This is a genomic window from Ereboglobus sp. PH5-5, from assembly GCF_029504805.1.
Taxonomy (GTDB): Bacteria; Verrucomicrobiota; Verrucomicrobiia; order Opitutales; family Opitutaceae; genus Ereboglobus.
In genome coordinates this window covers 1-24,574 of record NZ_JAQFIT010000021.1, presented here as the reverse complement: position 1 = coordinate 24,574, position 24,574 = coordinate 1, and the positions used below count along the sequence as shown (strand labels likewise).

Annotated in this window: 19 protein-coding genes; 12 read left to right on the top strand and 7 right to left on the bottom strand. The window is 61.8% G+C overall.

What is annotated here, in order from left to right; genetic code table 11:
• Positions 1 to 51 precede the first annotated feature (51 nt).
• From M2103_RS12420 to lipA, 4 genes are all read left to right on the top strand, one after another.
• The gene (locus M2103_RS12420; RefSeq protein ID WP_108826469.1) at positions 52 to 1,287 is read left to right on the top strand and encodes a pyrophosphate--fructose-6-phosphate 1-phosphotransferase; all 1,236 of its coding nucleotides are present in this window, start codon (positions 52 to 54) and stop codon (positions 1,285 to 1,287) included.
• Positions 1,288 to 1,452: 165 nt separating this feature from the next.
• Positions 1,453 to 4,014 (top strand): ATP-dependent helicase HrpB, encoded by a 2,562-nt coding sequence (hrpB, locus tag M2103_RS12415; protein ID WP_277510957.1) that lies wholly within the window; start codon positions 1,453 to 1,455, stop codon positions 4,012 to 4,014.
• Positions 4,015 to 4,129: 115 nt separating this feature from the next.
• Positions 4,130 to 4,804 carry a glycerol-3-phosphate 1-O-acyltransferase PlsY gene (gene plsY, locus M2103_RS12410; protein ID WP_277510956.1) on the top strand — a complete coding sequence of 225 codons (675 nt, stop codon included), beginning with the start codon at positions 4,130 to 4,132 and terminating at the stop codon, positions 4,802 to 4,804.
• 131 nt (positions 4,805 to 4,935) lie between these two features.
• Entirely contained in the window at positions 4,936 to 5,883 is a 948-nt protein-coding gene (gene lipA / locus M2103_RS12405) for a lipoyl synthase (RefSeq protein ID WP_277510955.1), read from the top strand.
• Between the two features lie 115 nt (positions 5,884 to 5,998).
• On the opposite strand, the gene M2103_RS12400 is transcribed toward lipA, so the two are convergent.
• Positions 5,999 to 6,691: a metal-dependent hydrolase gene (locus tag M2103_RS12400; protein ID WP_277510954.1), complete on the bottom strand. Its 693-nt coding sequence runs from the start codon at positions 6,689 to 6,691 to the stop codon at positions 5,999 to 6,001.
• A gap of 220 nt (positions 6,692 to 6,911) precedes the next feature.
• Here M2103_RS12400 and M2103_RS12395 point away from each other — a divergent pair, with 220 nt between their 5' ends.
• On the top strand, positions 6,912 to 7,238 hold the full coding sequence (locus M2103_RS12395) for a cupin domain-containing protein (RefSeq protein ID WP_277558865.1): 327 nt from the start codon (positions 6,912 to 6,914) through the stop codon (positions 7,236 to 7,238).
• A gap of 87 nt (positions 7,239 to 7,325) precedes the next feature.
• Here the strand turns inward: M2103_RS12395 and M2103_RS12390 are convergent, their stop codons facing one another.
• Together M2103_RS12390 and uvrB are read right to left on the bottom strand one after the other, a co-directional pair.
• Entirely contained in the window at positions 7,326 to 8,081 is a 756-nt protein-coding gene (locus M2103_RS12390) for a sigma-70 family RNA polymerase sigma factor (protein ID WP_277510952.1), read from the bottom strand.
• A gap of 228 nt (positions 8,082 to 8,309) precedes the next feature.
• Positions 8,310 to 10,367: an excinuclease ABC subunit UvrB gene (gene uvrB, locus M2103_RS12385; RefSeq protein WP_277510951.1), complete on the bottom strand. Its 2,058-nt coding sequence runs from the start codon at positions 10,365 to 10,367 to the stop codon at positions 8,310 to 8,312.
• A gap of 157 nt (positions 10,368 to 10,524) precedes the next feature.
• Here uvrB and M2103_RS12380 point away from each other — a divergent pair, with 157 nt between their 5' ends.
• Positions 10,525 to 11,649, top strand: coding sequence for a glycerate kinase (locus M2103_RS12380; protein ID WP_277510950.1), 1,125 nt, complete (start codon positions 10,525 to 10,527; stop codon positions 11,647 to 11,649).
• A 27-nt stretch (positions 11,650 to 11,676) separates the two neighbouring features.
• Here the strand turns inward: M2103_RS12380 and M2103_RS12375 are convergent, their stop codons facing one another.
• The gene (locus tag M2103_RS12375; protein WP_277510949.1) at positions 11,677 to 13,209 is read right to left on the bottom strand and encodes a beta-ketoacyl-ACP synthase 3; all 1,533 of its coding nucleotides are present in this window, start codon (positions 13,207 to 13,209) and stop codon (positions 11,677 to 11,679) included.
• Positions 13,210 to 13,351: 142 nt separating this feature from the next.
• Between M2103_RS12375 and M2103_RS12370 the strand changes: the two genes are divergently transcribed.
• On the top strand, positions 13,352 to 13,798 hold the full coding sequence (locus M2103_RS12370; RefSeq protein WP_277510947.1) for a hypothetical protein: 447 nt from the start codon (positions 13,352 to 13,354) through the stop codon (positions 13,796 to 13,798).
• A gap of 68 nt (positions 13,799 to 13,866) precedes the next feature.
• Here M2103_RS12370 and M2103_RS12365 read toward each other — a convergent pair whose 3' ends face one another.
• Positions 13,867 to 14,766 (bottom strand): LysR family transcriptional regulator, encoded by a 900-nt coding sequence (locus M2103_RS12365; protein ID WP_277510946.1) that lies wholly within the window; start codon positions 14,764 to 14,766, stop codon positions 13,867 to 13,869.
• Positions 14,767 to 14,838: 72 nt separating this feature from the next.
• On the opposite strand from M2103_RS12365, the gene M2103_RS12360 reads away from it, so the two are divergent.
• The 3 genes from M2103_RS12360 to M2103_RS12350 all read left to right on the top strand — a co-directional run bounded on the left by M2103_RS12360 (position 14,839) and on the right by M2103_RS12350 (position 19,563).
• On the top strand, positions 14,839 to 15,570 hold the full coding sequence (locus M2103_RS12360) for a YggS family pyridoxal phosphate-dependent enzyme (RefSeq protein WP_277510945.1): 732 nt from the start codon (positions 14,839 to 14,841) through the stop codon (positions 15,568 to 15,570).
• Between the two features lie 292 nt (positions 15,571 to 15,862).
• Positions 15,863 to 18,526 (top strand): beta-galactosidase GalB, encoded by a 2,664-nt coding sequence (gene galB, locus M2103_RS12355; RefSeq protein WP_277510944.1) that lies wholly within the window; start codon positions 15,863 to 15,865, stop codon positions 18,524 to 18,526.
• A 140-nt stretch (positions 18,527 to 18,666) separates the two neighbouring features.
• Positions 18,667 to 19,563, top strand: coding sequence for a DMT family transporter (locus M2103_RS12350; protein WP_277510943.1), 897 nt, complete (start codon positions 18,667 to 18,669; stop codon positions 19,561 to 19,563).
• A gap of 45 nt (positions 19,564 to 19,608) precedes the next feature.
• Here M2103_RS12350 and M2103_RS12345 read toward each other — a convergent pair whose 3' ends face one another.
• Positions 19,609 to 20,100 (bottom strand): DUF3299 domain-containing protein, encoded by a 492-nt coding sequence (locus M2103_RS12345; protein ID WP_277510942.1) that lies wholly within the window; start codon positions 20,098 to 20,100, stop codon positions 19,609 to 19,611.
• Between the two features lie 83 nt (positions 20,101 to 20,183).
• On the opposite strand from M2103_RS12345, the gene tatC reads away from it, so the two are divergent.
• The gene (gene tatC, locus M2103_RS12340) at positions 20,184 to 21,017 is read left to right on the top strand and encodes a twin-arginine translocase subunit TatC (protein ID WP_277510941.1); all 834 of its coding nucleotides are present in this window, start codon (positions 20,184 to 20,186) and stop codon (positions 21,015 to 21,017) included.
• Positions 21,018 to 21,318: 301 nt separating this feature from the next.
• Here tatC and M2103_RS12335 read toward each other — a convergent pair whose 3' ends face one another.
• Positions 21,319 to 22,791: a nicotinate phosphoribosyltransferase gene (locus M2103_RS12335; protein ID WP_277510940.1), complete on the bottom strand. Its 1,473-nt coding sequence runs from the start codon at positions 22,789 to 22,791 to the stop codon at positions 21,319 to 21,321.
• A gap of 70 nt (positions 22,792 to 22,861) precedes the next feature.
• Between M2103_RS12335 and M2103_RS12330 the strand changes: the two genes are divergently transcribed.
• On the top strand, positions 22,862 to 24,331 hold the full coding sequence (locus tag M2103_RS12330) for a sialate O-acetylesterase (protein ID WP_277510939.1): 1,470 nt from the start codon (positions 22,862 to 22,864) through the stop codon (positions 24,329 to 24,331).
• Positions 24,332 to 24,574: the final 243 nt, after the last annotated feature.

Genomic DNA, 24,574 nt, shown 5'->3' with positions numbered 1-24,574 from the left:
CTTGCATTTTTTGAATCCAAAATCCGCAATCCAAAATCCAAAATTTCCATCATGAGCACAACAAAACCCAAGAAAGTCGCAATCCTCACAGCGGGCGGTCTCGCCCCGTGCCTCAGCTCCGCCATCGGCGGCCTGATCGAGCGCTACACCGAGATTGCGCCCGACATCGAAATCATCGCCTACCGCGGCGGCTACAAGGGCCTGCTGCTCGGCGACAGTTACAAGATCGGCCCCGCCGAGCGCGCCCAGGCGCACGTGCTGCACCGCCACGGCGGCAGCCCGATCGGCAACAGCCGCGTCAAGCTCACCAACGTCAAGGACTGCGTGAAGCGCGGCCTCGTCAAGGAAGGCCAGGACCCGCAAAAAGTCGCCGCCGACCAGCTCATCAAGGACGGCGTTGACGTGCTCCACACCATCGGTGGCGACGACACCAACACCGCCGCCGCCGACCTCGCCGCGTTTCTTGCCAAGAACAATTACGGCCTGTCCGTCATCGGCCTGCCCAAGACAATCGACAACGACGTGTATCCCATCCGCCAGTCGCTCGGCGCGTGGACGGCCGCCGAGCAGGGCGCGCGCTATTTCCGCAACGTCGTCGCCGAGCATGGCGCGAACCCGCGCATGCTGATCGTGCACGAAGTCATGGGCCGCAACTGCGGCTGGCTGACCGCCGCCACCGCTCGCGATTATCGCAAGCTGCTCGACCGCGAGGAATTCGCGCCCGGCCTCGGCCTCACCCGCGCCAACCTCGAAGTCCACGGCGTTTACATTCCCGAAATGGCCGTCGATCTCAAGACCGAGGCCGCCCGCCTGAAGGCCCTCATGGACAAGCAGGACAACATCAACATCTTCATCTCCGAGGGCGCCGGCGTGGAGTCCATCGTTGCCGAAATGGAGTCCAAGGGACAGGAAGTGCCGCGCGACGCGTTCGGCCACGTGAAGCTCGACGCAGTGAACCCCGGCAAGTGGTTCGGCGAGCAATTCGCAAAAATGATCGGCGCCGAAAAAACGCTCGTGCAAAAGAGCGGTTATTTCGCCCGCGCCGCCGCCGCCAACGTGGACGACTTGCGCCTCATCAAGAGCTGCACCGACCTCGCCGTCGAGTGCGCGCTCCGTCGCGAGAGCGGCGTGATCGGCCACGACGAGGATCAGGGCGGCGTGCTCCGCGCAATCGAGTTCCCGCGCATCAAGGGCGGCAAACCCTTCAACATCGACACCCCGTGGTTCACTGAAACGCTCGCCGCCATCGCCCAGCCCAAGGGCGCGCGCGTGGACGTGAAACACTAAGACCCGGGTTTTGTTTTCATCGGCGGAGGCGTTCATTGCGCGCGCCTCCGCCGATTTTTTAAACTAAAACGCCGTTTGTGTTTTGCGGCGCGGGCTTGGCCGCCTTCCGTGGCGCGGCCCGGACGCAATGCCTTTGGCGCTTCCCCGTTTTGTTTTTCCGACATCATGCCGAATCCTCGCGAACTTCCGATTTATGAACTTGAGAGCGCCATTGTTGAAGCCGTGCGCGCGCAGGGGCGGTTGATTGTGCAGGCGCCGACGGGGTCGGGCAAATCGACGCAGATTCCGCAGATGCTGTTGCGTCACGGATTTCTCGACGGCGGCGAGGTTGTCGTTTTGCAACCGCGCCGGCTGGCGACTCGGATGCTGGCAAAGCGCGTTGCGGAGGAAATGGAAACGCCGCTGGGCGACATCGTCGGCTACCAAATCCGGCTGGAATCGCGGTTGAGCAAGCACACAAAAGTCCGCTTCGTGACAGAGGGGATTTTGCTGCGGCAGATGTCGTTCGACGCGACTTTGCGCGGCGTGAACGTGATCGTGTTTGACGAGTTTCACGAACGGCATCTCTACGGCGACATTTCGCTGGCGAGGGCGTTGCAAATCCAGCAGTCAACACGGCCCGACCTGAAGATTGTTGTGATGTCGGCGACGCTGGACGCGGGGGCGCTGAAAAATTACCTGTCGCCGTGCGAGGTTCTGGTTTCGCAGGGGCGGAGTTTTCCGGTGAAAATCGAGTATCTGCAAAAGACGGCGGATTTTGAGCGCGAGCCGGTATGGGATGTGGCGGCGCGCGAATGCGCGCGCGTGGCGGCGCAGTCGGCGGGCGGCGATTTTCTGGTGTTCATGCCGGGCGCGTATGAGATTTCGCGCACGGTGCAGGCCTTGCAGGGCAGCCGCGAATTGCGCGATTTTGTGGTGTTTCCGCTGCATGGCGAGCTGCCGCCGGAGGCGCAGGATCGCGCGGTGGCGCGTTATGACGCGCGCAAGATTATTGTTTCAACAAACGTCGCGGAGACATCGCTGACAATTGACGGCGTGACGGTGGTGATTGATTGCGGGCTGGCGCGCGTGGCGCGGTTCGATCCGCATCGCGGGATCAACACGCTGCTGATCGAAAAGATTTCCGTGGCGAGCGCGGACCAGCGCGCGGGGCGCGCGGGGCGAACGGCTCCGGGTGTGTGCGTGCGGCTGTGGACGGAGCGCGAGCATGCGCAGCGTCCGGCGCAGGAATTGCCGGAGGTGAGGCGGCTCGACCTGGCGGAGGTGGTGCTGACGTTGAAGGCGAGCGGCATCGACGACGTGGCCGGTTTTCCGTGGCTGGAAAAACCCGACGCGAAAGGTTTGGAACGCGCGGAAATGTTGCTCGAGGATTTGGGCGCGGTGGCGCGCCATGAGAAAGACGCGCATGCGACGATCACCGAAACCGGCCGCAGGATGCTGCGTTTCCCGGTGCATCCGCGTTACGCGCGCATGTTGCTGGAGGCGGATGCGCGCGGGTGCGTGAGGCCGGTCGCGATGATGGCGGCGCTTGTGCAGGGAAGAAATTTTCTTTTGCGGGGCGTGCCGCGCGCGGTGGAGGAAGCGCGCGAGGACTTGCTCGGCGAGGAAGCGGAGTCGGATTTCTTTTTGCTCATGCGCGCGTGGCGGTTTGCCGACCAGAATCGCTACTCAATGGACGCGTGCCGGCGGCTGGGAATCCACTCGATGGGGGCGCGCCAGGTGGGGCCGCTGTTTGCTGAGTTTTTGCGAATCGCGGAGCGCGAGGGGCTCGACGCGGGCGAGAAACGCGTCGAGGGCGAGGCGGTGAGCAAGTGCGTGCTCGCGGGATTTTCCGACCAGCTGGCGAAGCGCCTGGACGCGGGAACACTGCGTTGCGACCTGGTGCACAAGCGGCGCGGTGTGCTGGCGAGGGAGAGCGCGATGCAGCGCGCTCCGTTGTTTGTGGCCGCGGAGGTGAGCGAGGTCGAGGGGCGGGGCGGCGAGGTGAACGTGCTGCTGAGCATGGCGACGGCGGTGCGGGAGCCGTGGTTGAAGGAACTTTTCCCCGACGATTATTTTGAGGCGACAAGCGTCGTCTATGACGAGTCGGCGAAGCGCGTGATTGCAAAACGCGAGCGCCGGTTTCGCGACCTGGTGCTCGAATCGAGGGCGAGCGCGGACGATGTGCCCTACGACGCGGCGGCGGCGTTGCTGACGCAGCAGGTGCTGGCGGGCAAAATCAAGCTGGAGCAGTGGGATGAAAACGTGGAGCAATGGATCGTGCGCGTGAACCGGCTCGCGGAATGGTTTCCGGAGCTGGAGGTGAACCCGCTTACGGACGCGGACTGGGCCACGTTGATCGAGCAGATTTGTTACGGCGAACTCGGCGCGAAGGATGTGCGCGGCAAGCCGGTGATGCCGGTGCTGCGCGACTGGTTGACGGCGGAGCAACTGGCCGTGATTGACGACTACCTGCCGGAGCGCCTCGTGATGGGCAACGGCCGTCGGTCGCGCGTGCGCTATGCGAAGGAGGGGCCGCCCATATTGAGCGCGCGAATACAGGAACTCTATGGAGTCGAGGGACGCTTCACGCTCGGCCACGGGCGCGTGCCGGTGAAGATCGAGGTGCTCGCGCCGAACCAGCGGCCGATTCAGGTGACGGACGATTTGACGGCGTTCTGGCGCGACATGTATCCGAAGATAAAGGCGGAGCTGTCACGACGCTACCCGAGGCATGAGTGGCGTTAATGGGCGCGTTAAGGCCAGGAATTGGCGGTAAGATGTTCAAAAAATAATGGAACTTTTCCCGTAAAGCGGTCTTGCGCGTCGCGCTCACGCGTATGCAATCAATGCACTCAAATCCATGTTGATCCCGATTCTAGCTTCGATTGTGGCGGGGTATTTCCTGGGCGCGCTGCCGTTCGGGTATGTGGTTTCGCGCGCAAAGGGTGTGAACATTTTTGAGGAGGGGAGCAAAAACCCGGGCGCGACAAATGTGCTGCGCGTGCTGAGCCAGAAGTTTGGCGAGCCGGGCAGGCGGCTGGGTATCATGGTCTTCGTGCTGGACGCGTTGAAGGGGGCCGTGGCGACGGGCTGGCCGTGGATCGCTTTCAAGATGGGCGTGTGGGACGCGGCTTACGACCATTGGGACGTGGTGTCGTTGATCGGGCTCGGCGCGGCGTTGCTGGGGCATTGTTTTTCGTGTTTCACGCGGTTCAAGGGCGGCAAGGGCGTGGCGACGGGCGCGGGCGGTTTTATGGTGTTGATGGCGCCCTCGCTTTTGATCGCGCTGCTTGTGTGGTGGGTGGTTTTCCAGACGACGCGGTATGTTTCGCTGGCGTCGATTCTGGCGACGGTCTCGCTGCCGGTGTCGAGCTGCACCATGTGGTGCCTTTGGGGCTGGCCGCCGTTTTCGGTTGTTATCATCTCGGCGGGCGCGGCCATTTTTGTGGCGGTGCGGCATCGGGCGAACATCGGGCGGCTGATGCGCGGCACGGAAAACAAGTTCGTGAAAAAAACGCCGGAAGAAAAAATGTGACCGCGCGCGCCGGGGTGTCGCAAACACGCGCCGGCCGGCCTTGATGCGCGACGCGCTTTTTGGCGAAAAAGCCGTTTGCGTATGCCGGTTTATTGTTACCTTGTCGTTTTACGATTTTGAAAATGGACACAATGGCAAACGCACCCGCGCGCGATCCCGCCCACGCGGACACATCGCGCAAACCTTCATGGCTCCGCGCCAAGCTGCCCTCCGGCTCGGGTTACAACGCGGTGCGCAAGCTGGTCGACGGGCACCATTTGCATTCCGTCTGCCAGAGCGCGCAATGCCCGAACCTCGGCGAGTGCTGGACGCGCGGCACCGCCACGGTGATGATCCTCGGAAACATTTGCACGCGCTCGTGCAACTTCTGCGCGATCGCCACGGGGCGTCCGACGGAGCTTGATCTTGGCGAGCCGGCGCGCGTGGCCGACGCCGTCGCGAAGATGGGGCTGCGGCATTGCGTGATCACATCGGTGGCGCGCGACGAGTTGCTCGACGGCGGGGCGTCGGTTTGGGCGGCAACGATTCGCGCGATTCGCCATGCAAATCCGAAAACCGCCATCGAGGTGCTCGTGCCGGACTTCAAGGGAAAGATGGAGCACGTCGACATCGTGCTCGAGGCAAGGCCGGACATCTTCAATCACAATCTCGAAACCGTCGAGCGCCTGCAAAAACCCGTGCGTGTGCAGGCGCGCTACGACCGCTCGCGCAGCGTGCTGCGCCATGCGAAAAGCCGCGGCCTCACGACCAAGACGGGCATCATGCTCGGCCTCGGCGAGGAGCCGGGGGAAATCGAGCAAACATTGCGCGACATCGTCTCGGACGGCACGGACATCGTGACCATCGGGCAGTATTTGCAACCCACGCCGCAGCACTGGCCCGTGAAGCGCTGGGTGCCGCCGGCGGAGTTTGAATATTGGAAAAAATTCGGCCTTTCAATCGGCCTTGGTGTTGTCGAGAGCGGTCCGTTGGTGCGTTCGAGTTATCACGCCGACGAACAATCCGAAAAATACACCGGCGCCGACCACCTGAACACCGAGAACAACCTGACCTCCGAAAAAACGCGCCCCGCGTCTTGAGCTGAGCGGACGTTGGTCTTCTCCGGCGATCCCGCCGCGATGCGGCTGTTGCGGTTTAAATTGCCGCGACGGTTCGCCCTGCCTGCTAAAGACCAAAACAAGCTCGTGAATAGTATCAGATCGTCACGCTTTCGCCGGGTTTGAGCGGATGCGCGAGGTGGCCGCGTTGTTTGGCGGCGGCGGCGAAGGCCGGGGCGTCCTGCGCGATCGGGGGCCAGGTGTTGTAGTGCATTGGAATCGCGGCTTTCGGTTTGAGCATGTCGAGCGCGTCAATCGCATCCTCGGGCCCCATGGTGAAGTTGTCCCCGATCGGAAGCATGGCGAGGTCGAGTCCGGCGCGACCGATGAGCTGCATGTCGAGAAAGAGCGCGGTGTCACCGGCGTGGTAGATTCGTTTGCCGTCGGCTTCGATGATGATTCCGCACGGACTGCCGAGATACGGGGGCAGGAGCGGATCGGAGCTGTCGCCGTCCTCGCTCGACGAGTGGTGCGCGATGGTGAGCTTGACCCGTCCGAATGGAAACTTGAACGCGCCGCCGGGGTTCATGTTGTGAACCTTCGCGCCTTGGGCGGCGAAAAAGTTGCAGATTTCGTGATTCGAAACGATGACCGCGTCGTTCGTCTTTGCGATGTCGAGCGCGTCGCCCGTGTGGTCGCAGTGTCCGTGCGAGATCAACACATAGTCGCAACGGATGTCGTCGGCCTTTGCGGTTGCGGTCGGGTTGCCGGTGAGAAAAGGGTCGATGACAAGACTGGCGGTGGAGGTTTCGACGAGGAAGCAGGAGTGGCCAAGATAAGTGATTTTCATGACACGCCCCTTTAAGCATGAATTGGCCGGATTTTCACAGCCTAAATCGCGGGGGCCGGGTAGAGACATCCGCGATTCCGAACAAACGTGGTGGATTAAATTAAAATGCCCCGGTAGCGTTTGCCCTCAACTCTTAACAATTCTTCCGATTAATGAATAGCATCAGCGGATACGGGGCATCTGTTAAGGGAAGAGTATTAAAAATTATATAATAACAATTATGGGCACTATGTTTGAAAAAGGAAAAATATTGGAATTTGCGGCGCTGGCCGATTACTCTGAGGGCGGAATCGTCAGCAAGCAGGTTTTGAAAAACGAGGCGGGCAACATCACGCTTTTTGCCTTCGACAAGGGGCAGGGGCTGAGCGAGCACACCGCGCCGTTCGACGCAATGGTGCAAATCCTGGACGGGGAGGCCGAAATAAAAATCGGCGGCAACCCCTTTGTGCTCGGAAAGGGCAAGGCCGTTATCCTGCCCGCCAACATTCCTCACGCGCTGCACGCCGTCGAAAAATTCAAAATGCTATTAACGATGATAAAGGGCTGATGGTGTTTTTGCCGGGCGCGTGGCGGGCGCGAAAGAAACCGTCCCGGTTTTTTCGCGACGTTTCCGGCCAGGCGCCGTCCTTAATGATCACGCATAGGCAATCGCCTCGCAGCCGGGCGCGGGGCGCACGTGCTCAAAAAAATCGGACGACTCCGAAGCGTTTGCGTATTCCGGCGCGGATTCGGACAGCAGCTTGCGCAGGCTTTCGCGCGCGCGCGCAATGCGGCTTTTCACCGTGCCCACGTTGATGCCCAGCGCGGAGGCGATTTCATCGTAGGGAAGGTTGAGCACGTTGCGCATTGTCAGGATTTCGCGGTGCCGCGTGTCCAGGCGCTCCATGCAATCGGCGATCAAATTGGTGAACTCCTGCGTCACGGCCTCCTGCACCGGTGTGTGCTCGGTGGCGGCAATCATGTCGCTGAACGCGCTGTCCGAATCATCGCCCAGTTGCATTTCGAGCGAAATCGAATCCTGCCGGCGTCGGCGGAAAAAATACCAGTAGCGATTGCGCGAAAGGTTCAACGCGATGCGATACAGCCATGTGGCCAGCGACGAGTCGCCGCGGAAATTTGCCAGCGCCCGGTGCGCGCGAATAAAAGTGTCCTGCGTGATCTCCTCCGCGTCGGCGGCATTGTGCAGAAGATTGTTCGCCAGTCCGAAGATGCGCGTGCGATAACGTTCCATGATTTCCGTGAACGCGGACTCTTCGCCCGCCCGAAAACGGCTCACCAGCTCCCGGTCATGAGCCGCCTCGCGCGCGGTGATCTCGGATGGCGTCATCTCCGGCGTCGATGCGACGCTAAATGGGTTCGCTGATGCTGTTGTGTGATGGAGTGTGTTCATAAGTTATTCGAAAGACTTGCTGCGTGCGCACTGGGCAGCCAACGCGCGTGCTGCACCAACAGCTTTCATGCCATCCGCATAAATGGCAACATAACGCGATGAATATTAGGGTATTAAAATATTTTTTTACATATCCACCTTTTTGGAGTTAGCGCAAAATGCACGAACACCAACACCTCCGGTATGCAAAATGCACGATAGCCGGCAATTGCGTCACGCCGCAATGGATCAACGGCGCGCGGAAGATTTTTTCGAATAACTGCCGCGACTGACCGCTTTTTTGCCGGTTGGTTTCACGGGTTTGCGAAAATTGCCGGATTTTAACGCCTCTATCTGGTCGCGCAAAACGGCTGCGCGCTCGAACTCCAGGCGCGCGGAGGCCTCGGACATTTCGTTTTCCAACTCCGCGATGACCGCCTGCACCTCGTCGGGACTCGTCTCGGCCATGGCGAGCGCGACTTCGTCGTCGTGACCGTCGCCCGTGCCGCTGCCGTCGTAGGTGTGCAGGCTCGTTTGCGCGGCGCGTTTCACGCTGCGCGGGGTGATGCCGTGCTCGCGGTTGTAGGCGATTTGTTTTTCGCGGCGGTAATTTGTTATCTCGATCGTGTTGCGAATCGAGTCGGTGATGTTGTCAGCGTAAAAAATGACGCGGCCTTTTTCGTGGCGCGCGGCGCGGCCCGCGGTTTGCACGAGCGAAGTCTGGCTGCGCAGGAAACCCTCCTTGTCGGCGTCGAGGATCGCGACAAGCGCGACCTCGGGCAGGTCGAGCCCTTCGCGCAGAAGGTTGATGCCCACAAGCACGTCGAAATTGCCGAGGCGCAGGTTGCGCAAAATCTCCACGCGCTCGATCGCGTCGATGTCGGAGTGCAGGTATTCGACGCGAATTTTCTGGTCGCGCAAATATCCGGTGAGGTCTTCCGAGAGGCGTTTTGTGAGCGTGGTGACGAGCACGCGCTCGCCCGCGGCGACGGCCTTTTTGATTTCGGCGATGAGGTCCTCAACCTGTCCCTTGATCGGGCGCATCACGATCTCGGGATCGAGCAGGCCCGTCGGGCGGATGAGCTGCTCGGCGACCACGGCGGAATGCTCCATCTCGAACTTCGCGGGCGTGGCGGAGACGTAAACGGTCTGGCCGGTGACGCGCTCGAATTCGTCGAACGCCTGCGGGCGGTTTTCGAGCGCCGAGGGCAGGCGGAAGCCGTGGTTGACGAGGTTCTGCTTGCGGGCGCGGTCGCCGTTGAACATGCCGCCGATCTGCGGGATGGTGGCGTGCGATTCGTCGATAAAGAACAGCGCGTCCTTCGGGAAAAAGTCGAGCAGGCAAAACGGCCGGTCGCCGGGTTTGCGCGCGGCCATGTGCATGGAGTAGTTTTCGATGCCGTTGCAGAATCCCATTTCCTGGAGCATTTCCAGGTCGTAGTTGGTTTTCATGCGGATGCGCTGGGCCTCGAGGAGCTTGCCCTGCGACTCGAACCAGGCGACGCGCTCGTCGAGCTCGATCTTGATGGCGTCGATCGCCTTTTTAAGTTTGTCGCGCGAGGTCACGTATTGGTTTGCCGGATACAAGTCGAACTGGTCGAGCTTGCGGAGCGTGTTGCCGGTGAGCGGTTCGAACTCGGTGAGCGCGTCCACGTCGTCGCCAAAAAACTCGACGCGTAGCCCGTGCTCCAGATACGCGGGCATGATGTCCACGACGTCGCCGCGCACGCGAAACGTGCCGCGCTTGAGCTCGTAGTCGTTGCGCTCATAGAGATTTTCGACGAGGCGCTCAAGCAGGCGGTTTCGTCCGAGCGGGCGGTTGAGGCGAATCTGGATGCGCTGCTCGGCGAAGTCCTCCGGCGAGCCGAGGCCGTAGATGCACGACACGCTGGCGACGACGATCACATCGCGGCGCGAGACGAGCGAGCTGGCGGCGGCGATGCGCAGGCGCTCGAGCTCGTCGTTGCGCGAGGAGTCTTTTTCGATGTAGGTGTCGCTCGACGCGATGTAGGCCTCGGGCTGGTAATAGTCGTAGTAGGAGACGAAGTATTCGACGGCGTTTTCGGGGAAGAAATTCTTGAACTCGGAGTAGAGCTGCGCGGCGAGGGTTTTGTTGTGCGAGATGATGAGCGCGGGCCGGTCGAGGCGCGCGATGACGTTGGCCATCGTGAAAGTTTTGCCCGAGCCGGTGACGCCGAGAAGCGTCTGGTGCTTGTGCCCGGCGCGGATGGAATCAACAAGCGTGTCGATCGCCTGCGGCTGGTCGCCCGTGGGCTTGTATTCGGCGTTGAGTTTGAAAAGGGACATGGGTGGAAAAATTCCTCTGCGAGGATTGGCGAGCGGTCTTGCAATCACAAGGTCTCAAATCCCGAATTTTTAAAAAGATGGCCGCCTCATCAATCGCGGGGCTGCCTCTTTTTCCCCTCGCTCCGCGTTCATCGTTTCATCCCAATTCACCAACCGCATGCCTCCGCAGAAAATCCTCATCGCGCCCGACAAGTTCAAGGGCACGCTCACCGCAACGCAGGCCGCGCGCGCAATCGAGCGCGGCCTGCGCGCCGTTGCGCCGAATGGCGGCGCACTGGCCGTCCGGCTGCTTCCGATTGCCGACGGCGGCGAGGGCACGACCGACGCGGTTTGCGCCGCGCTGCCCGGCGCGCGTCTTGTGGCGGTTCCGTCAGCCGGCCCGTTTGGCGAGCCGTGCGAGGGGGTGGCCGCGGTTTCGGACGGCGACGCGTTTTTTGAGGTTGCCTGTGTCTCCGGTCTCAAGCTCGTGCCGCCGCAATCGCGCGATCCCTGGCGCGCCACAACGCGCGGTGTCGGCGAAATGCTGCGCGCGCTTGCTGCAGGTGGCGCGAAAAAAATCCATGCCGGTCTCGGCGGAAGCGCGACCAACGACGCGGGGCTCGGCGTCGGCGCGGCCCTCGATTATCGCTTTCTCGACGCGCGGGGAAACGAGGTCGTTCCGCTTCCCGAAAACTACGAGCACATCACCGGCATCGTCGCGCCCGCGTCAAATCCGCTCGGAGGCGTGGAGGTGGCCGGGTTGTGCGATGTCACAAATCCGCTGCTCGGGGCCGACGGCGCGTCGCATGTTTACGGTCCGCAAAAAGGCCTGCGCGATCCCGCGTGCCTCGACGCCGCGCTGGCGCGCATTGCCGGGCTGATCGCGCGCGACTTGGGCGTCGATTACCGCGACTCGCCGGGCGCGGGGGCTGCGGGCGGTCTCGGTTACGGCTTGATGACTTTCGCCGGCGCAAAGTTGAAACCCGGTTTTGAAATAATCGCCGCGCTCGCCGGAATTGAGGCGGCGGTGCGCGAATGCGACCTTGTCATCACCGGCGAAGGCAGGCTCGACAACCAGACACTTTTTGGAAAAGGCCCCGCCGAGCTTGCGCGCCTCGCCCGCCGCGAAGGGAAGCCCGTGGTCGCCTTTGGCGGGTGCGTTGAAGCCGGCGCGGAAAAAGGCCTGCGCGAGATTTTCGCCGATATTTACACGCTTGCCGGCGCCGACTCCGCGGGCGCGGGAGCTGGCGCCGCGCTTGAGGCCGCCGCCAGCCGTTTCGCCGCGGAAAGAATGCAACCCTGAGCGCGCGAAATCACGCCGGGGCAAAAGTCACCACACGAGCAACCCGCTTGCGAAGGTCAGTCCGGCGCCGACGCTGCAGAAAATGATTTTGTCACCCGTGACAAAAATCTCCTCTTCCGCGGCCCAGCCGAGCGCCATCGAAATGCTCGCCGCCGAGGTGTTGCCGTATTTGCCGATTGTAACGACAAATTTCTCGTAGGGAATGCCGACGCGTTTGCTCACGGCGCGCAGGATGCGTTCGTTGGCTTGGTGCGGCACGATCCAGGCGATGTCCTCGGCTTTCAGGTTGTGGCGCTTGAGCGTCGATTCGATCTGGTCGGCAAACGCGATCACGGCGTGCTTGAACACAACGCCTCCGTTCATCTGAAGGTAAAAGTCGTGATGATCCTCGCCGCTCTTGTCCGGGAAGGGCTGGCGCGCGCCGCCGCCGGGGCGCTGGATTGCCTCGAATTGGTTCGCGTCGCCGGAGAGCGCCATGGGGGCGAGTCGGTGTCCGCCGGCCGCGCTGGTGAGGATTGCCGCGCCCGCGCCGTCGCCGAAGAGAAACGCCGTGGCGTGGTCCTTCGGGTTGGTGATGCGCGAGAGGAGCTCGGCGGTGACAACGATCAGCTTTTTCGCGGTGCCGGCGCGGATGAAGGCGCGCCCGACTTCGAGCGCGTAGAGCCAGCCGGCGCAGGCGGCGTTGAGGTCGAACGCGAGCGCGTGCGGAATGCCGAGCTGCCTGGCCAGCGCGCTGGCCATTGAGGGCACGGGCTGGTCGGGGATGAGTGTCGCCATGATCACGCCGTCGATTTGCGACACGTCCATTTTCGCCTGCGCGAGCGCGTGGAGCACGGCGGTGGCGGCGAGGCTTGTGGCCGATTCGCCCTCGCCGGCGTAGCGGCGTTCGCGTATGCCGGTGAGCTTGAGGACTGCTTCCTCGGTCATGTCGGGAAACTCCTTCAAAATATCCGTGTTTGTGCGCACGACTTTCGGGAAGGCGTAGCCGACTCCCGCGATGCACACGGTTTCGTCGGCGGGTTTGGCGGCGGCGGGGATTGTGCGCTTGGCAAGCCAGGCGGTGACATCGTCGCCCGATACGCGTCCACCGGGGCCGGTGGGCGTGATGTCTGTGATCGCCGCGTGGTTGAGGCCGGCTTCCTGGACGAGCTTGATTGCGCGCGGCGTCCATTGCACTGCTGTCGATGCCGGGGCGGACTTGGCCGGGGCGGGCGGTGGCGGCGTTGCGGGTTTGGCGGCGGCCGGGATTGTTTTTGGGGCCGGTGCCGGCGCGGAGGGATTTCCGGTTGCCTGCAGATGTTTCAAGGTTTCGTCGTCCGTTTCCATGCGCAGGAATGGTGCTCCCGAGGGCATGATGTCGCCCGCGCGCCCGAATATTTCGCGCACGATGCCGGCGCACGGCGATTCGAACTCAAAAACGGATTTATCGCTTTCGAGCTCGGCGAGCTTTTGGCCCTTGGAAACTTGCGCGCCGGGTTGCACGATGATGTCGATCACCGTCAACTCGCTAACCGTCGCGCCCATTGAAGGCATGGGAATGTCGATAAGGAAGGTATCCATTTTGTGAAGGGTGGCGTTAAATAGTGCGAAGCCTCCAATCGCAAGCACGCCTTCGCAAATTGAAAATTTATCAAATCGTTTTGAACGCGCTCGAATTTCTGCGATTTTTCAACGATCGTAACAATTGAAAGGACACAGACCCATGCGCGACATTCCCTTTGGCAAGGCCATCAAAATCCATCCGCTCGCCTGGCTTTGGGAGCCGCTTGAGGGCGATCCGAGTTTCATGCTTCGCCCCATGTTTGGCGGCAAGGCGGCGTATCTCGACGGCAAACTGATGCTGTTTTTCCCCTCGGGCGGTGATCCCGCGTGGCGCGGCATGTGCGTGTGCACGGGATACGAGCACCACGGGTCGCTCATGGCGGATTTTCCCGCGCTGGCTCCGCACTCGGTTTTGCCGAAGTGGTTGTTCTTGCCCGAGGAGCACGAGCGTTTCGAATCGGTCGCCGAAAAAATCGTCGAGATCGCCGGGAGACGGGACTCGCGTCTTGGCGTGATCGGCAAACCCAGGAACAGGGCGGGAAAGGAAAAGCGCGTGCCGGGGCGGGGCGCTCCGGGATGCCGGGCGCGACGAGGCCGCGCCCCTTGATTTTTTCGGGCACTTTTTTGCGAGGCGCGCTGTGCCTCGTCCGGAGGCTTGGAGCTCGCCGCTCCGGGTTATTCGGCGGGGTTGCCGCCCGATTGATGCGTGAGCGTTTCGACGAATTTTTTCATCGCGGGCGTGAGCACGCGGCCTTTGCGGTGGAGGATCGCCAGCGGGCGCGTGAATTCTTTTCCGGCGAACTGCACGACGGCGAGCGTGCCCTGCTTGGCCTCCTGCTGCACGGTGGCTTGCGGCACGATGGACACGCCGTGGTCGATTTCGACGGCGCGCTTCACCGTTTCGATGTTGTCGAACTCCATGACGGGTTCGATTTCCATTTTACCGTCGCGGAAAATCTGGTCGACCGCCTTGCGCGTCGGGATGTCGGGATCAAAGCCGATGAACTTTTGCCCGACCAGATCGTCGAGCGTGAGCGCGGAGCGTTTCGCTAGCGAATGCGCCGGGTGCGTGATGAGCACGAGCCGGTCGTTGCGAAACGGCAGCATCTCGACCTGGCGCGTTTTTACCGGAAACGCGACGAGCCCGAAATCGACCGAGTTGTGCAGGATGTCCTCATAGACGAGGTTTGAGCGGCGGTATTCGATGCGCACGTTGACCGACGGATAGGCGTGAAGGAAGCGTTTGATGAATGGCGGCAGCTCGTGAAGGCCGATCGAATAAATCGTCGAGATGCGGATGGTGCCGCTGATCACTTTTTTCATCTCCTGCAACTCGCTTAACAACTTGTCGTATAGGTGCAGGATTTCCTTGGATGTCTCGTAAATGCGCATGCCCTCGCGCGTGAGTTGAAACTGCTTCTGGCTGCGGTCGATGAGCAGCGTCTTGAAGTTGCGCTCCATCGCGCGCGCTTGCTGGCTCACCGCCGACTGTGTAATGTGGTTGATCTTGGCCGCCTTTGAGAAACTTTTTGTCTCAACAAGGTCGGCGAATACTTTGAAATTTTCCAGTTGCATGTTTCCCTAGTAAGAATGCTTCACTATAAATCGCGCTAATTGATGCGCAAACTATTAAATTTTTTTTCAACAATGATCACTTTTGAGCAGTATAAAGTGCGCGCCGATGCGTTGCGGGAGCAAATGGCCGAGGCCTGTCGCTCCGCCGGGCGCGACCCGTCTGAGGTGCGGTTGCTGGCGGTCACCAAGACACACGATGCCTGGGCGGTGGATTACGCGGCGCGCCTCGGACTTGCCCTCGTCGGTGAAAATCGCGTGCAGGAAGCCGCCTCCAAAAAACCGCTCGTCTCGCCCGAAACCGCCGCCGCGATGAGCGCGGGCAAACTGAAATGGGAGCTGATCGGCCACTTGCAAAGCAACAAGGCCCGCCTCGCCGCCGAGCTCTTCGACCGCGTGCAAAGCGTGGACGGCGAAAAACTCCTCCGTCATCTCGACCGCGCCGCCGGCGAGCTTGGCAAAACGCTTCCAATCCTTTTGCAAATCAACGCCGGCAACGACCCCGCGAAATTTGGCGCCGAACCCGCGGACGCCCCGCGCCTGCTTGACACCGCGCTCGCGCTTCCGCACCTGCGCGTGGACGGCCTCATGACAATTGCGCCGCTTTCCGAAAACCCCGGCGAAATGCGCCAGATGGCCGTGCGCACCTTTGCGAACTTGCGCGCCATCCGCGACAATCTCGCCGCGACGCGCGGCACCGCGCTTCGCGAACTCTCGATGGGCATGACGGGCGATTACAAGGAGGCGATTGCCGCGGGCAGCACGATCATCCGAGTCGGCACGGCGTTGTATGGCGCGCGGGAGTGACGCAAAGTGATGTCAGCGAATGCAAGAGGGCAGGGAAGACGCGTGCGTCGGAGCGGCGATCTCCAGGTCGCCGGACGCGACAGAGCCGCGCCCTGTTTGGCGGACGAAAGCCGGGGCAAGCGAGGCGCGTTGCGCCTCGTCCGGCGGACTGGATTTCCGTGCGAGTGACCGCGACCTTTGAGTTGAAATAAGGCGCAGGGCTTGCCGAAAATCCGCACGGTAAAAACACCTTGATGCTCGCGTTCGGTTTCGCGGGCGTTTCTGTTGGGCGGACACTGTTTCCTTTTTAATCATGCACAAACCCTCGACCCTGTTCTTCGCGTTTTTCGCGCTCACTATCCTCGCCGTTTTTTCGAATGCGCAAACACCGTTCGCTTCCGGCTCCGCGCGCGAACGCACTTCGTTCAACGACGGCTGGCGATTCACCCGCGGGGATCCCGCCAATGTGGGCAACTCACTCGACTATGAGCGCGTCAAGCCGTGGTTGCTCCCGTGCGGCGACGACCTGCTCAACATGAGCCCGCCCGCCGCGCTCCGCCTGCCGCCGCCGGCGCCAAATCCCGCCCATCTTTACGGCCGCGCCATTGATTACACCACATCCAAGTTCGACGACTCCGCCTGGCGCGCGCTCGACCTCCCTCACGACTGGGGCATCGAGGGGCCGTTCTATCAGGAGCTTACCGGCAAGACCGCGAAACTGCCGTGGTTCGGCGTCGCGTGGTATCGCAAAACCTTCGACCTGCCCGCCGCCGACGCCGGACGCCGGATATACCTCGAACTCGACGGCGCGATGTCTTATTCGATGGTTTGGATCAACGGCCAGTTTGCCGGCGGCTGGCCCTACGGCTACTCCTCGTGGCGCGTCGATCTGACGCCGCACATCAAGCCCGGCGCGAAAAACGTGATCGCCATCCGCCTCGACAATCCCCGCGAAGCGTCGCGCTGGTATCCCGGCGGCGGCATTTATCGCAACACCTGGCTGCTCAAAACCGCGCCCGTCGCCATTGCGCAATGGGGCGTTTTTGTCACCACGCCGCGCGTCACCGCGGCCTCCGCCATCGTCGATGTCGCGGTCACGCTCGACAATAAAACCGACGCCCGCGCCGACACCAAACTCACGACGCGCCTCTACGCCGCCGATGCCAACGGCGCGCCCTCCGGCCCCGCCATCGCCACCGCCCAACCCGCCGCGCTCAACGCCGCCGCGCGCAACCAGGCGTGGATTTCGCAAACCTTCACGCTCGAAAACCCGCGTCTTTGGAGTCTCGGGGAGCGCAACCGCTACGTCGCGGAAACAGAAATCACCCAAGGTGGAAAAGTCGTCGACCGCGTGCTCACGCCCTTCGGAATCCGCTCCATCGAGCACACCACGGAGGGCTTTTTTCTCAACGGCAAACGCGTTCCCATTCGCGGCGTCTGCATGCATCACGACCTCGGCGCGCTCGGCTCCGCGCTCAATCTCCGCGCGCTCGAGCGCCAGATCGAAATCCTCCAGTCGTTTGGCGCCAACGCCATCCGCACTTCGCACAACCCGCCCGCGCCCGAACTCCTCGAACTCTGCGATCGCATGGGCATGCTCGTGCAAGTCGAGGCGTTCGACGCCTGGGCCATCGGAAAAGTGCGCGACGACTACTCGCGCCTCTTCCCCGACTGGGCCGAAAAAGACCTTCGCGCCATGGTGCGCCGCGACCGCAACCACCCCTGCGTTATCCAGTGGAGCATTGGCAACGAAATCCGCGAGCAAGCCGCGCCCGGCGGATGGAAAACCGCCGCGTATCTCGCCGGCGTCATTCGCGAGGAGGACCGCACGCGCCCCGTGGCCGCCGGCTTCAACGTGATTCAGGCCGCCTACAACGGCATGATGACTGCCGTCGACATCGTCGGTTACAATTACAAACCGCGGGAATACGCCAAGGTTCGCGCTACCCACCCGCACCTCCCTCTCTTGGGCGCCGAAACCGCCTCCACCATCAGCACGCGCGGCGTGTATGTGTTTCCCGTCAGCGACGACAAGGCCGATGGCCTGGATCGTCAAAACTTCCAGATGAGCTCCTACGACCTCTACGCCCCGCGCTGGGCCACCACACCCGACGACGAATGGCGCTCGCACGACGAAGTGCCCGGCGTCATGGGCGAGTTTGTTTGGACCGGTTTCGATTACCTCGGCGAACCCACGCCCTACAATAGCGACACCACCAACCTCCTCAACTTCGCCGGCGCCGCCGACCGCGCCCGCATGGAAAAGGAAATGAACGCGCTCGACAAAAAACGCGTTCCCTCGCGCAGCTCCTATTTCGGCATCGTCGATCTCGCCGGTTTCCCGAAAGACCGCTACTACCTCTACCAATCGCACTGGATGCCCGACAAACCGATGGCGCACATCCTGCCGCACTGGAACTGGCCCGAGCGCATCGGCCAGGTCACGCCCGTGCACGTTTACACCAGCGGCGACGAGGCCGAGCTGTTCCTCAACGGCAAATCCCTCGGGCGCAAAAAACGCGGCCAATACGAATACCGCTTCCGCTGGAACGACGTTGTTTACGCGCCGGGCGAGTTAAAAGTCGTCACCTATAAAAACGGCAAGCCCTGGGCCGAAACGACAACACGCACCACGGGCGGGGCGGAGAAACTTTTGCTCGCCGCGGACCGCCGGGAAATCCGCGCCGACGGCCGGGATCTCAGCTTCATCACCGTGACCGTTGCCGACAAAAACGGGCGGCAAGTCCCCCGCTCGATGAACAAGATTAATTTCTCCATCACCGGGCCCGGCGAAATCGTGGCCGTGGACAACGGCGACCCCACGAGCCACGCGCCCTTTCAAGCCAGCGAACGCGAAGCGTTCAACGGCCTCGCCCTCGTGATCGTCCGCGCGAAACCCGGCGCGGGCGGCGACTTCACGCTGCGCGCCGAAAGCGAAAGCCTCGCGCCCGCGGAAATCGCGATCAGCGCCAAATAAGGGACGCGGGAGTGATTGGAAGTGTGACTGTGGCGCGGGCGGTGTGTTTTGCGTTTCACCCGCCCGGCCCTCCGCGATGGCGAAAGTAATATTGCAAAACAGACGGCGCGCGCGCAGGCACAGCGTGGAATAAACGCCGCTTGAAACCGCCTGTCACAACTTCCGATTCGCCCGCCGCCGACGCCTTGCACAAACGCGCGATCGCGTTGTTGTTTGCGACGGCGTTGTTTTGGAGTCTTGGCGGGGTGCTCATCAAACTGGTGCCGTGGTCGCCGCTCGCGATTTCGAGCGGGCGCGGATTTATCGCGGCGGCGGTGCTCGCGTTGGTGATTCGGCCGCGGCGCCTGTCGTTTTCACGGGCGTCGCTCGCGACGGCGCTCAGTTACGCGGGGTGCACGATCACGTTTGTCGCGGCCACAAAACTCACCACGGCGGCCAATGCGATTTTGCTCCAGCACACATGCCCGGTCTGGGTCGCCCTGCTCGGCTGGTGGCTGCTGCGCGAGCGCGCCACGAGGGCCGATTGGATCGCGATCGTGGCCACGCTCGCGGGCATCACACTGTTTTTTGCGGACAAGTTTCGCGCGGATTTGTTTTTGGGCAATATCGTCGCGATCATCAGCGGCGTGTTCTTCGGGCTGACGGCGATTTTCATGCGCAGGCAAAAAGACTCGTCGCCGGCGGAGGCGTTGATCCTCGGCAATCTTATCAGCGGATTTGTCGGGTTGCCGGTGTTGATTCACGCGCCGTTTGGCGGGACGTCCGCGACGGGGTGGGGCGCGCTTATCGCGCTTGGGACGGTGCAGCTCGCGCTCGCTTATTTCCTCTATGCGCGGGCGATCAGGCACGTCACCGCGCTCGAGGCGGTTTTGATTCCGGTGATCGAGCCGATACTCAATCCCGTGTGGGTGATGCTCGCGATCGGCGAGGCGCCCGCGCCGTGGGCGATTGTCGGCGGGGTGATTGTGCTTGGTGCGTCGGTGTTTCGCGCGTGGGTGGCGATCCGCAAAAGCTCGCCGATAACGCATGCGAAATAAATTGTCCCGCCGAGGAGAATGATCGCGGGGCGCCATCCGCCCCGCTTATTTCGCGGCACGCGCATTTTCCAGCAGGTAGATGCCGCTTAGATAGCCGTTTTCCTCGATCGCGCCGACTCGAAGCGTGCCCTCAAACGATTTCGGGACATCGGGCGCATAAGCGCCGGGTTTTGCCATGCGCACGACAACCCACTCGTTCATTTGCGGCTGCTCGCCGAAGCAGCACATGGACTGGTCGCGCAGAAGCAGGAACTCAACCGCCCGCCCGTCTTTCATTCGCACGGGCAGCATGAAGCCGGTGATGGTGACTTTTTTTCCATTGAGTTTGCGAACGGCGACGGGGAGTTGTTCGTCCACTTGCGGGCCGGCCTGCGCGCGGGGTTTGTCCGGATCATAGGCAGGCGGGCTGAACGGAAAACCGCCGAGCACATCGAAGCCAACCTTGTTGCTGTCGCCGCCTCCTGAGTTAGCACCGGCAACCGCGCCAATGAGCGCGAACGCGGCGGCGAGCGAAAGGAAACGGACGGCAAAGGACATGCTGGCAAAATTTGGCCGTTGGCGCGGAAGGGTCAACAATCGGCTTTCCAGTTCGGCGCACTTTGCTCAACCTGTGCGTTTTTGTGAGCCAGAACGACGACAACAACGACGACGATATCTATGAGGCCGACGGCAGTTTGCCGGAGGACGTCATGGATCCGCGAGAGAAACCCATGGGCTTCTTCGATCACCTCGAGGAATTGCGCTGGGTGATTCTCAAATGCATTGTCGTTTACGTGCTCTTTGCGGTGGTGATCGGCGTTTTTCTCCGGCAGGCGAACTCGATCCTCCTGCTGCCGTTCAACATGGCGCGCGAGCAGTTTCCCGAGCTTCCGGAAAACCTGCGGATGATTTATGTCACGGATTCGTTCACGGCGGTGATCCAGCTTTGCTTTCTCGGGGCGCTGGTGCCGGCGATGCCGTTTTTCTTTTTCTTCGCATCCCAGTTTGTCGCGCCCGCGCTTACTAAAAAGGAAAAGCACATGATTATTCCCGTGTGCCTGTCGTCGCTGGTTCTTTTTGTCGTCGGCTCGCTGTTCAGCTTTCTCCTGCTCGTGCCGAGCACGTTAAAAATTTCCGCGCTGACCGGCGACATTCTTGGCGCGACCGCGGAGTGGACGATTGCGAGTTATTACGGCACGCTTGCCTGGCTGACAATCGGCGTGGGCATATCGTTTGAATTTCCGCTCGTGATCGTGCTGCTGGTTTATCTCGGCATCCTGCGGGTGGAGACGCTGCGCAAATACCGCCGCCACGCGATCGTGGGCATTTTTATCATGGCGGCAATCATCACGCCGACGCCCGACCCGTTCACGCAAACGATCTTCGCGCTGCCGTTGTATGTGTTGTTCGAGACGGCGATTTTCATCGGCGGCCGCATGCAGAAAAAACGCGACGAGGCCGCGCAAGCCCAGTAGCGTGCGAAAGCGTTCGCTTGTGTATTGAGCACCGCGCTCGGAATGCAATATGAGCCCGGGCGCGCGTTTGCCGCCCTGCAGCATGGTGGTCATTTGCAACGCGCCAAGCCGCGCCGCCGCCATGCCCTCAGGCTGTTGGTCGAAACACCAAAGCGCTCGGCGGTGAGCCTGAGGCTCGTTCCCGTGCTCGTCTGGTAGGCGGCGCCTCGTTTTTGAATTCCGGCGTGCAGGCTGGTTTTGTTTTGGCATGTTTGTTTTGTGGTTATGCCTGCACCCTCCTGTCCACAAATCAGGGGTAACCTCACTTTGTTCGCGCTTTCATGATGAGCGCGGTTTTCATGTCGAGGAGGCTGCGCTCCAATCCCACCGGATATTCGTGCGGGTTGAGGAGACGTTTGCTGCCTTCATGGAGCGCGGCGATTTGCGCGCGACGGCGGGCGCGAATTTCTTCGAGCGTCGGCATTTCGCGGACGAGTTTGCCGTTTCGAAAAACCGGCACGAGCAGGTCCTCGGTTGTCGCGTCGGATGGAATCGGCTTGAAGCGGATGAAGTTCACCGCGTCGTAGACCGTGCGGTTCGCGTCGTCGATCGGCGGGCCGTCCTCGTTGTAGATCATGTCGCCGACGTATTCGCCATCGAGCGTGAAGCGGCGCACTTGCTGTATTCCGGGGTTGGTGATTTTTATCGTTTGCTCGGAGAGTTTGATTTTGTGGTCCCACGCGCCGTCGCCGTTGCGAAGCGCGGCGAGTTTGTAAACACCGCCGAGCGCGGGCTGGTCGTATGCGGTGACGAGTTTCGTGCCCACACCCCAAAACGCGATTCGCGCGCCTTGTTGCTTGAGGCTTGAGATGATGTGCTCGTCCAGGTCGTTGCTCGCGAAAATCGCCGTGTCCGCAAAACCCGCGTCGTCGAGGATTTTCCGCGCCTCGATGCTCAGGTAGGCGAGGTCGCCGGAGTCGAGCCGGATGCCGGCCATTTTGTGTCCGCGCGCGCGCAGCCATTTGCCGGACTCGACGGCGCGGCGCACGCCTTCGAGCGAGTCGTAGGTGTCCACAAGAAACACGCAGTTGTTGGGCATCGCCTCGGCGTAGGCTTGAAACGCCTCCGGTTCGCTGTCGAACGACATCACCCAGCTGTGCGCGTGCGTGCCGCTCACGGGAATGCCGAAGAGTTGTCCGGCGAGCACGTTCGAGGTGGACGCGCAACCGCCGATATACGCGGCGCGGCTCGCGGCAAGCGCGCCGTCGACACCTTGCGCGCGGCGCAGGCCGAACTCGAGCACCGGTTCGTCTCGCGTGATGTGGCAGATGCGCGCGGCCTTGGTCGCGACGAGCGTTTGAAAATTGATGGTGTTGAGAAGCGCGGTTTCGACGAGCTGCCCTTGGATGATCGGGCCGCGCACGCGCAGCAGCGGCTCGTTGGGAAACACGACCGTGCCCTCGGGAATGGCGTCGACATCGCAGGTGAACGCAAATCCGCGCAGGTATTCGAGGAAGCCGTCCGAAAAAAGCGGCGCGCCATCGTTGCCCTTGAGCGTGGCGAGGTAGGCAATTTCGTCGCCGTTGAAGCGCAGCTCGCGCAACCACGCGACCGCGTCCGCAAGCCCTGCGGCGACGGTGTAGCCGCCCTTGAACGGATTATGCCGGAAGAAAAGGTGGAAGACGGCGTCCTTGTCGTGCGCGCCGGTTTTCCAATAGCCGTGCGCCATTGTGAGTTGATACAGGTCGGTGAGCAGGGGCGAGCTGCGCAGGCGTTCGGGCGCGGTGGTGTTCATGATTGTGGCGGTTAATGTATCTGAAAATAGTCTCCACACAATGCGCGTTGTGTGCGAGATTTTGCGCATCATGAAAAAATGCACCGCCGCGCGTTTCCTTCTCACGGTTGTTTTTGCGTTTGCGCTGCTCGCGCCGCTCGGGGCGGTCGAGTTGCCTGGGCTGTTTGCCGACCGCATGGTTTTGCAAAGCGGCGTCGAGGCGCCTGTCTGGGGAAAGGCGAGGGCGGGCGATGAAATCACGGTGACATTTGCCGGGCAGACAAAGCGCGCGAGGGCCGGCGCGGACGGCCGCTGGGTCGCGCGCCTCGACCCGCTCGAGCCAAGCGCGCAGCCGCGCGAGCTGGTGGTGAAGGGACCGGATGGCGAGACGCGTTTCACCGACGTGCTTGTGGGCGAGGTGTGGCTGTGCTCGGGGCAGTCCAACATGGAAAAACCGATCGGCGAACGGCGCAGGCAGAAGCCCGTTTTTAACGCCGAGGAGGAAATACGCGCGGCGGACTTTCCGCAAATCCGCCTGTTTCGAGTCAAAAAAACACGCGCCGACGAACCCAGGGACGACGTCGAGCTGGCCGCGCCGTGGACCGTGTGCTCACCCGACACAATCGACGCGATCAAGTTTTCCGCTGCGGGATATTTCTTCGGACGCAAACTGCACACCGAGATCAACGTGCCCGTTGGCCTGATCGAAGCGAGCTGGGGCGGCACGCGCATCGAACCATGGACCGCGCCGGAGGGGTTTGACGCAGTGCCGGAATTGTCGGTCTTCGCGGTGGCCGCGCGGCAGCCGGGCGCAAAAGTCGAGAACACGCAGCCGTCGTCGCTCTACAACGCGATGATTTACCCGCTCGCGCCGTATGCCATTCGCGGAGTGATCTGGTATCAGGGCGAGTCAAACCTCACCTCGGGCGACGGTGCGAACTACGCGCAAAAAATGGTCGCGCTCGTGCAAGGTTGGCGCGCCGCCTGGAAAAGCGAGATGCCGTTTTATTACGTGCAGATCGCGCCCTTCCTGTATCACGTGGCGCGCAACACACAGGTGGCGTCGCCCGAGGCCGCGCCGATTTTGCAGGAGGCCCAAACCCGCGCGATGCAACTGCTGCCGCGCACCGGCATGGTCGTGACCACCGACCTTGTTGACGACCTCTTCGACATTCACCCGCGCAACAAACGCGACGTGGGCGAACGCCTCGCGCGCTGGGCGCTCGCGCATGACTACGCGCGCAGCGACGTGGTGTTTTCCGGCCCGGTCTTCCAGTCGATGGAGGTGAAGGGCCAACTCGCCTACCTGACATTCGACCATGTGCACGGCGGCCTCATCACGAACGACGGCAAGCCGCCGCGCTGGTTCGTGATCGCGGGCGACGACGGCCTCTTTTATCCCGCCAAGGCCGTGATCGAAGGCGGCCGCGTGATCCTCTCCAACCCAAAAGTCCCCGCGCCCAAAACCGTGCGCTTCGCATGGGACGAGGCCGCGCAACCCAACCTCTTCAACAAAGCCGGCCTCCCCGCCGTCCCGTTCCGGATGGACGCGGGAAAATAGTTTTCGGCGTGCGCCATCCGACGTGGCACGGGCGTCCATCTGTGTAGTGCTAGGCACCGCAAGCAGGCGCATGCCGCAAAAAACAACAAAATTCAGCCCTCCTGCTTTTTGTCTTTCTTGCCGTCAAAAAACACAACACGTCAATTCTCGATAACGTCCGGAATCTTGCGCACATTTTTTAAAGCTATAGCAGCGGGGGACTACTCCCGATGAACCAAAAAACTGAAAACCCAGATGAAGGCG

Coding starts and splice junctions, on each gene's coding strand:
- M2103_RS12370 (WP_277510947.1), top strand. CDS start 13,352: ATGCGCGACATTCCCTTTGGCAAGGCCATCAAAATCCATCCGCTCGCC.
- M2103_RS12335 (WP_277510940.1), bottom strand. CDS start 22,791: ATGAACACCACCGCGCCCGAACGCCTGCGCAGCTCGCCCCTGCTCACC.
- M2103_RS12390 (WP_277510952.1), bottom strand. CDS start 8,081: ATGAACACACTCCATCACACAACAGCATCAGCGAACCCATTTAGCGTC.
- M2103_RS12395 (WP_277558865.1), top strand. CDS start 6,912: ATGGGCACTATGTTTGAAAAAGGAAAAATATTGGAATTTGCGGCGCTG.
- plsY (WP_277510956.1), top strand. CDS start 4,130: ATGTTGATCCCGATTCTAGCTTCGATTGTGGCGGGGTATTTCCTGGGC.
- lipA (WP_277510955.1), top strand. CDS start 4,936: ATGGCAAACGCACCCGCGCGCGATCCCGCCCACGCGGACACATCGCGC.
- M2103_RS12400 (WP_277510954.1), bottom strand. CDS start 6,691: ATGAAAATCACTTATCTTGGCCACTCCTGCTTCCTCGTCGAAACCTCC.
- M2103_RS12375 (WP_277510949.1), bottom strand. CDS start 13,209: ATGGATACCTTCCTTATCGACATTCCCATGCCTTCAATGGGCGCGACG.
- M2103_RS12380 (WP_277510950.1), top strand. CDS start 10,525: ATGCCTCCGCAGAAAATCCTCATCGCGCCCGACAAGTTCAAGGGCACG.
- M2103_RS12420 (WP_108826469.1), top strand. CDS start 52: ATGAGCACAACAAAACCCAAGAAAGTCGCAATCCTCACAGCGGGCGGT.
- M2103_RS12330 (WP_277510939.1), top strand. CDS start 22,862: ATGAAAAAATGCACCGCCGCGCGTTTCCTTCTCACGGTTGTTTTTGCG.
- M2103_RS12345 (WP_277510942.1), bottom strand. CDS start 20,100: ATGTCCTTTGCCGTCCGTTTCCTTTCGCTCGCCGCCGCGTTCGCGCTC.
- galB (WP_277510944.1), top strand. CDS start 15,863: ATGCACAAACCCTCGACCCTGTTCTTCGCGTTTTTCGCGCTCACTATC.
- M2103_RS12365 (WP_277510946.1), bottom strand. CDS start 14,766: ATGCAACTGGAAAATTTCAAAGTATTCGCCGACCTTGTTGAGACAAAA.
- M2103_RS12360 (WP_277510945.1), top strand. CDS start 14,839: ATGATCACTTTTGAGCAGTATAAAGTGCGCGCCGATGCGTTGCGGGAG.
- hrpB (WP_277510957.1), top strand. CDS start 1,453: ATGCCGAATCCTCGCGAACTTCCGATTTATGAACTTGAGAGCGCCATT.
- uvrB (WP_277510951.1), bottom strand. CDS start 10,367: ATGTCCCTTTTCAAACTCAACGCCGAATACAAGCCCACGGGCGACCAG.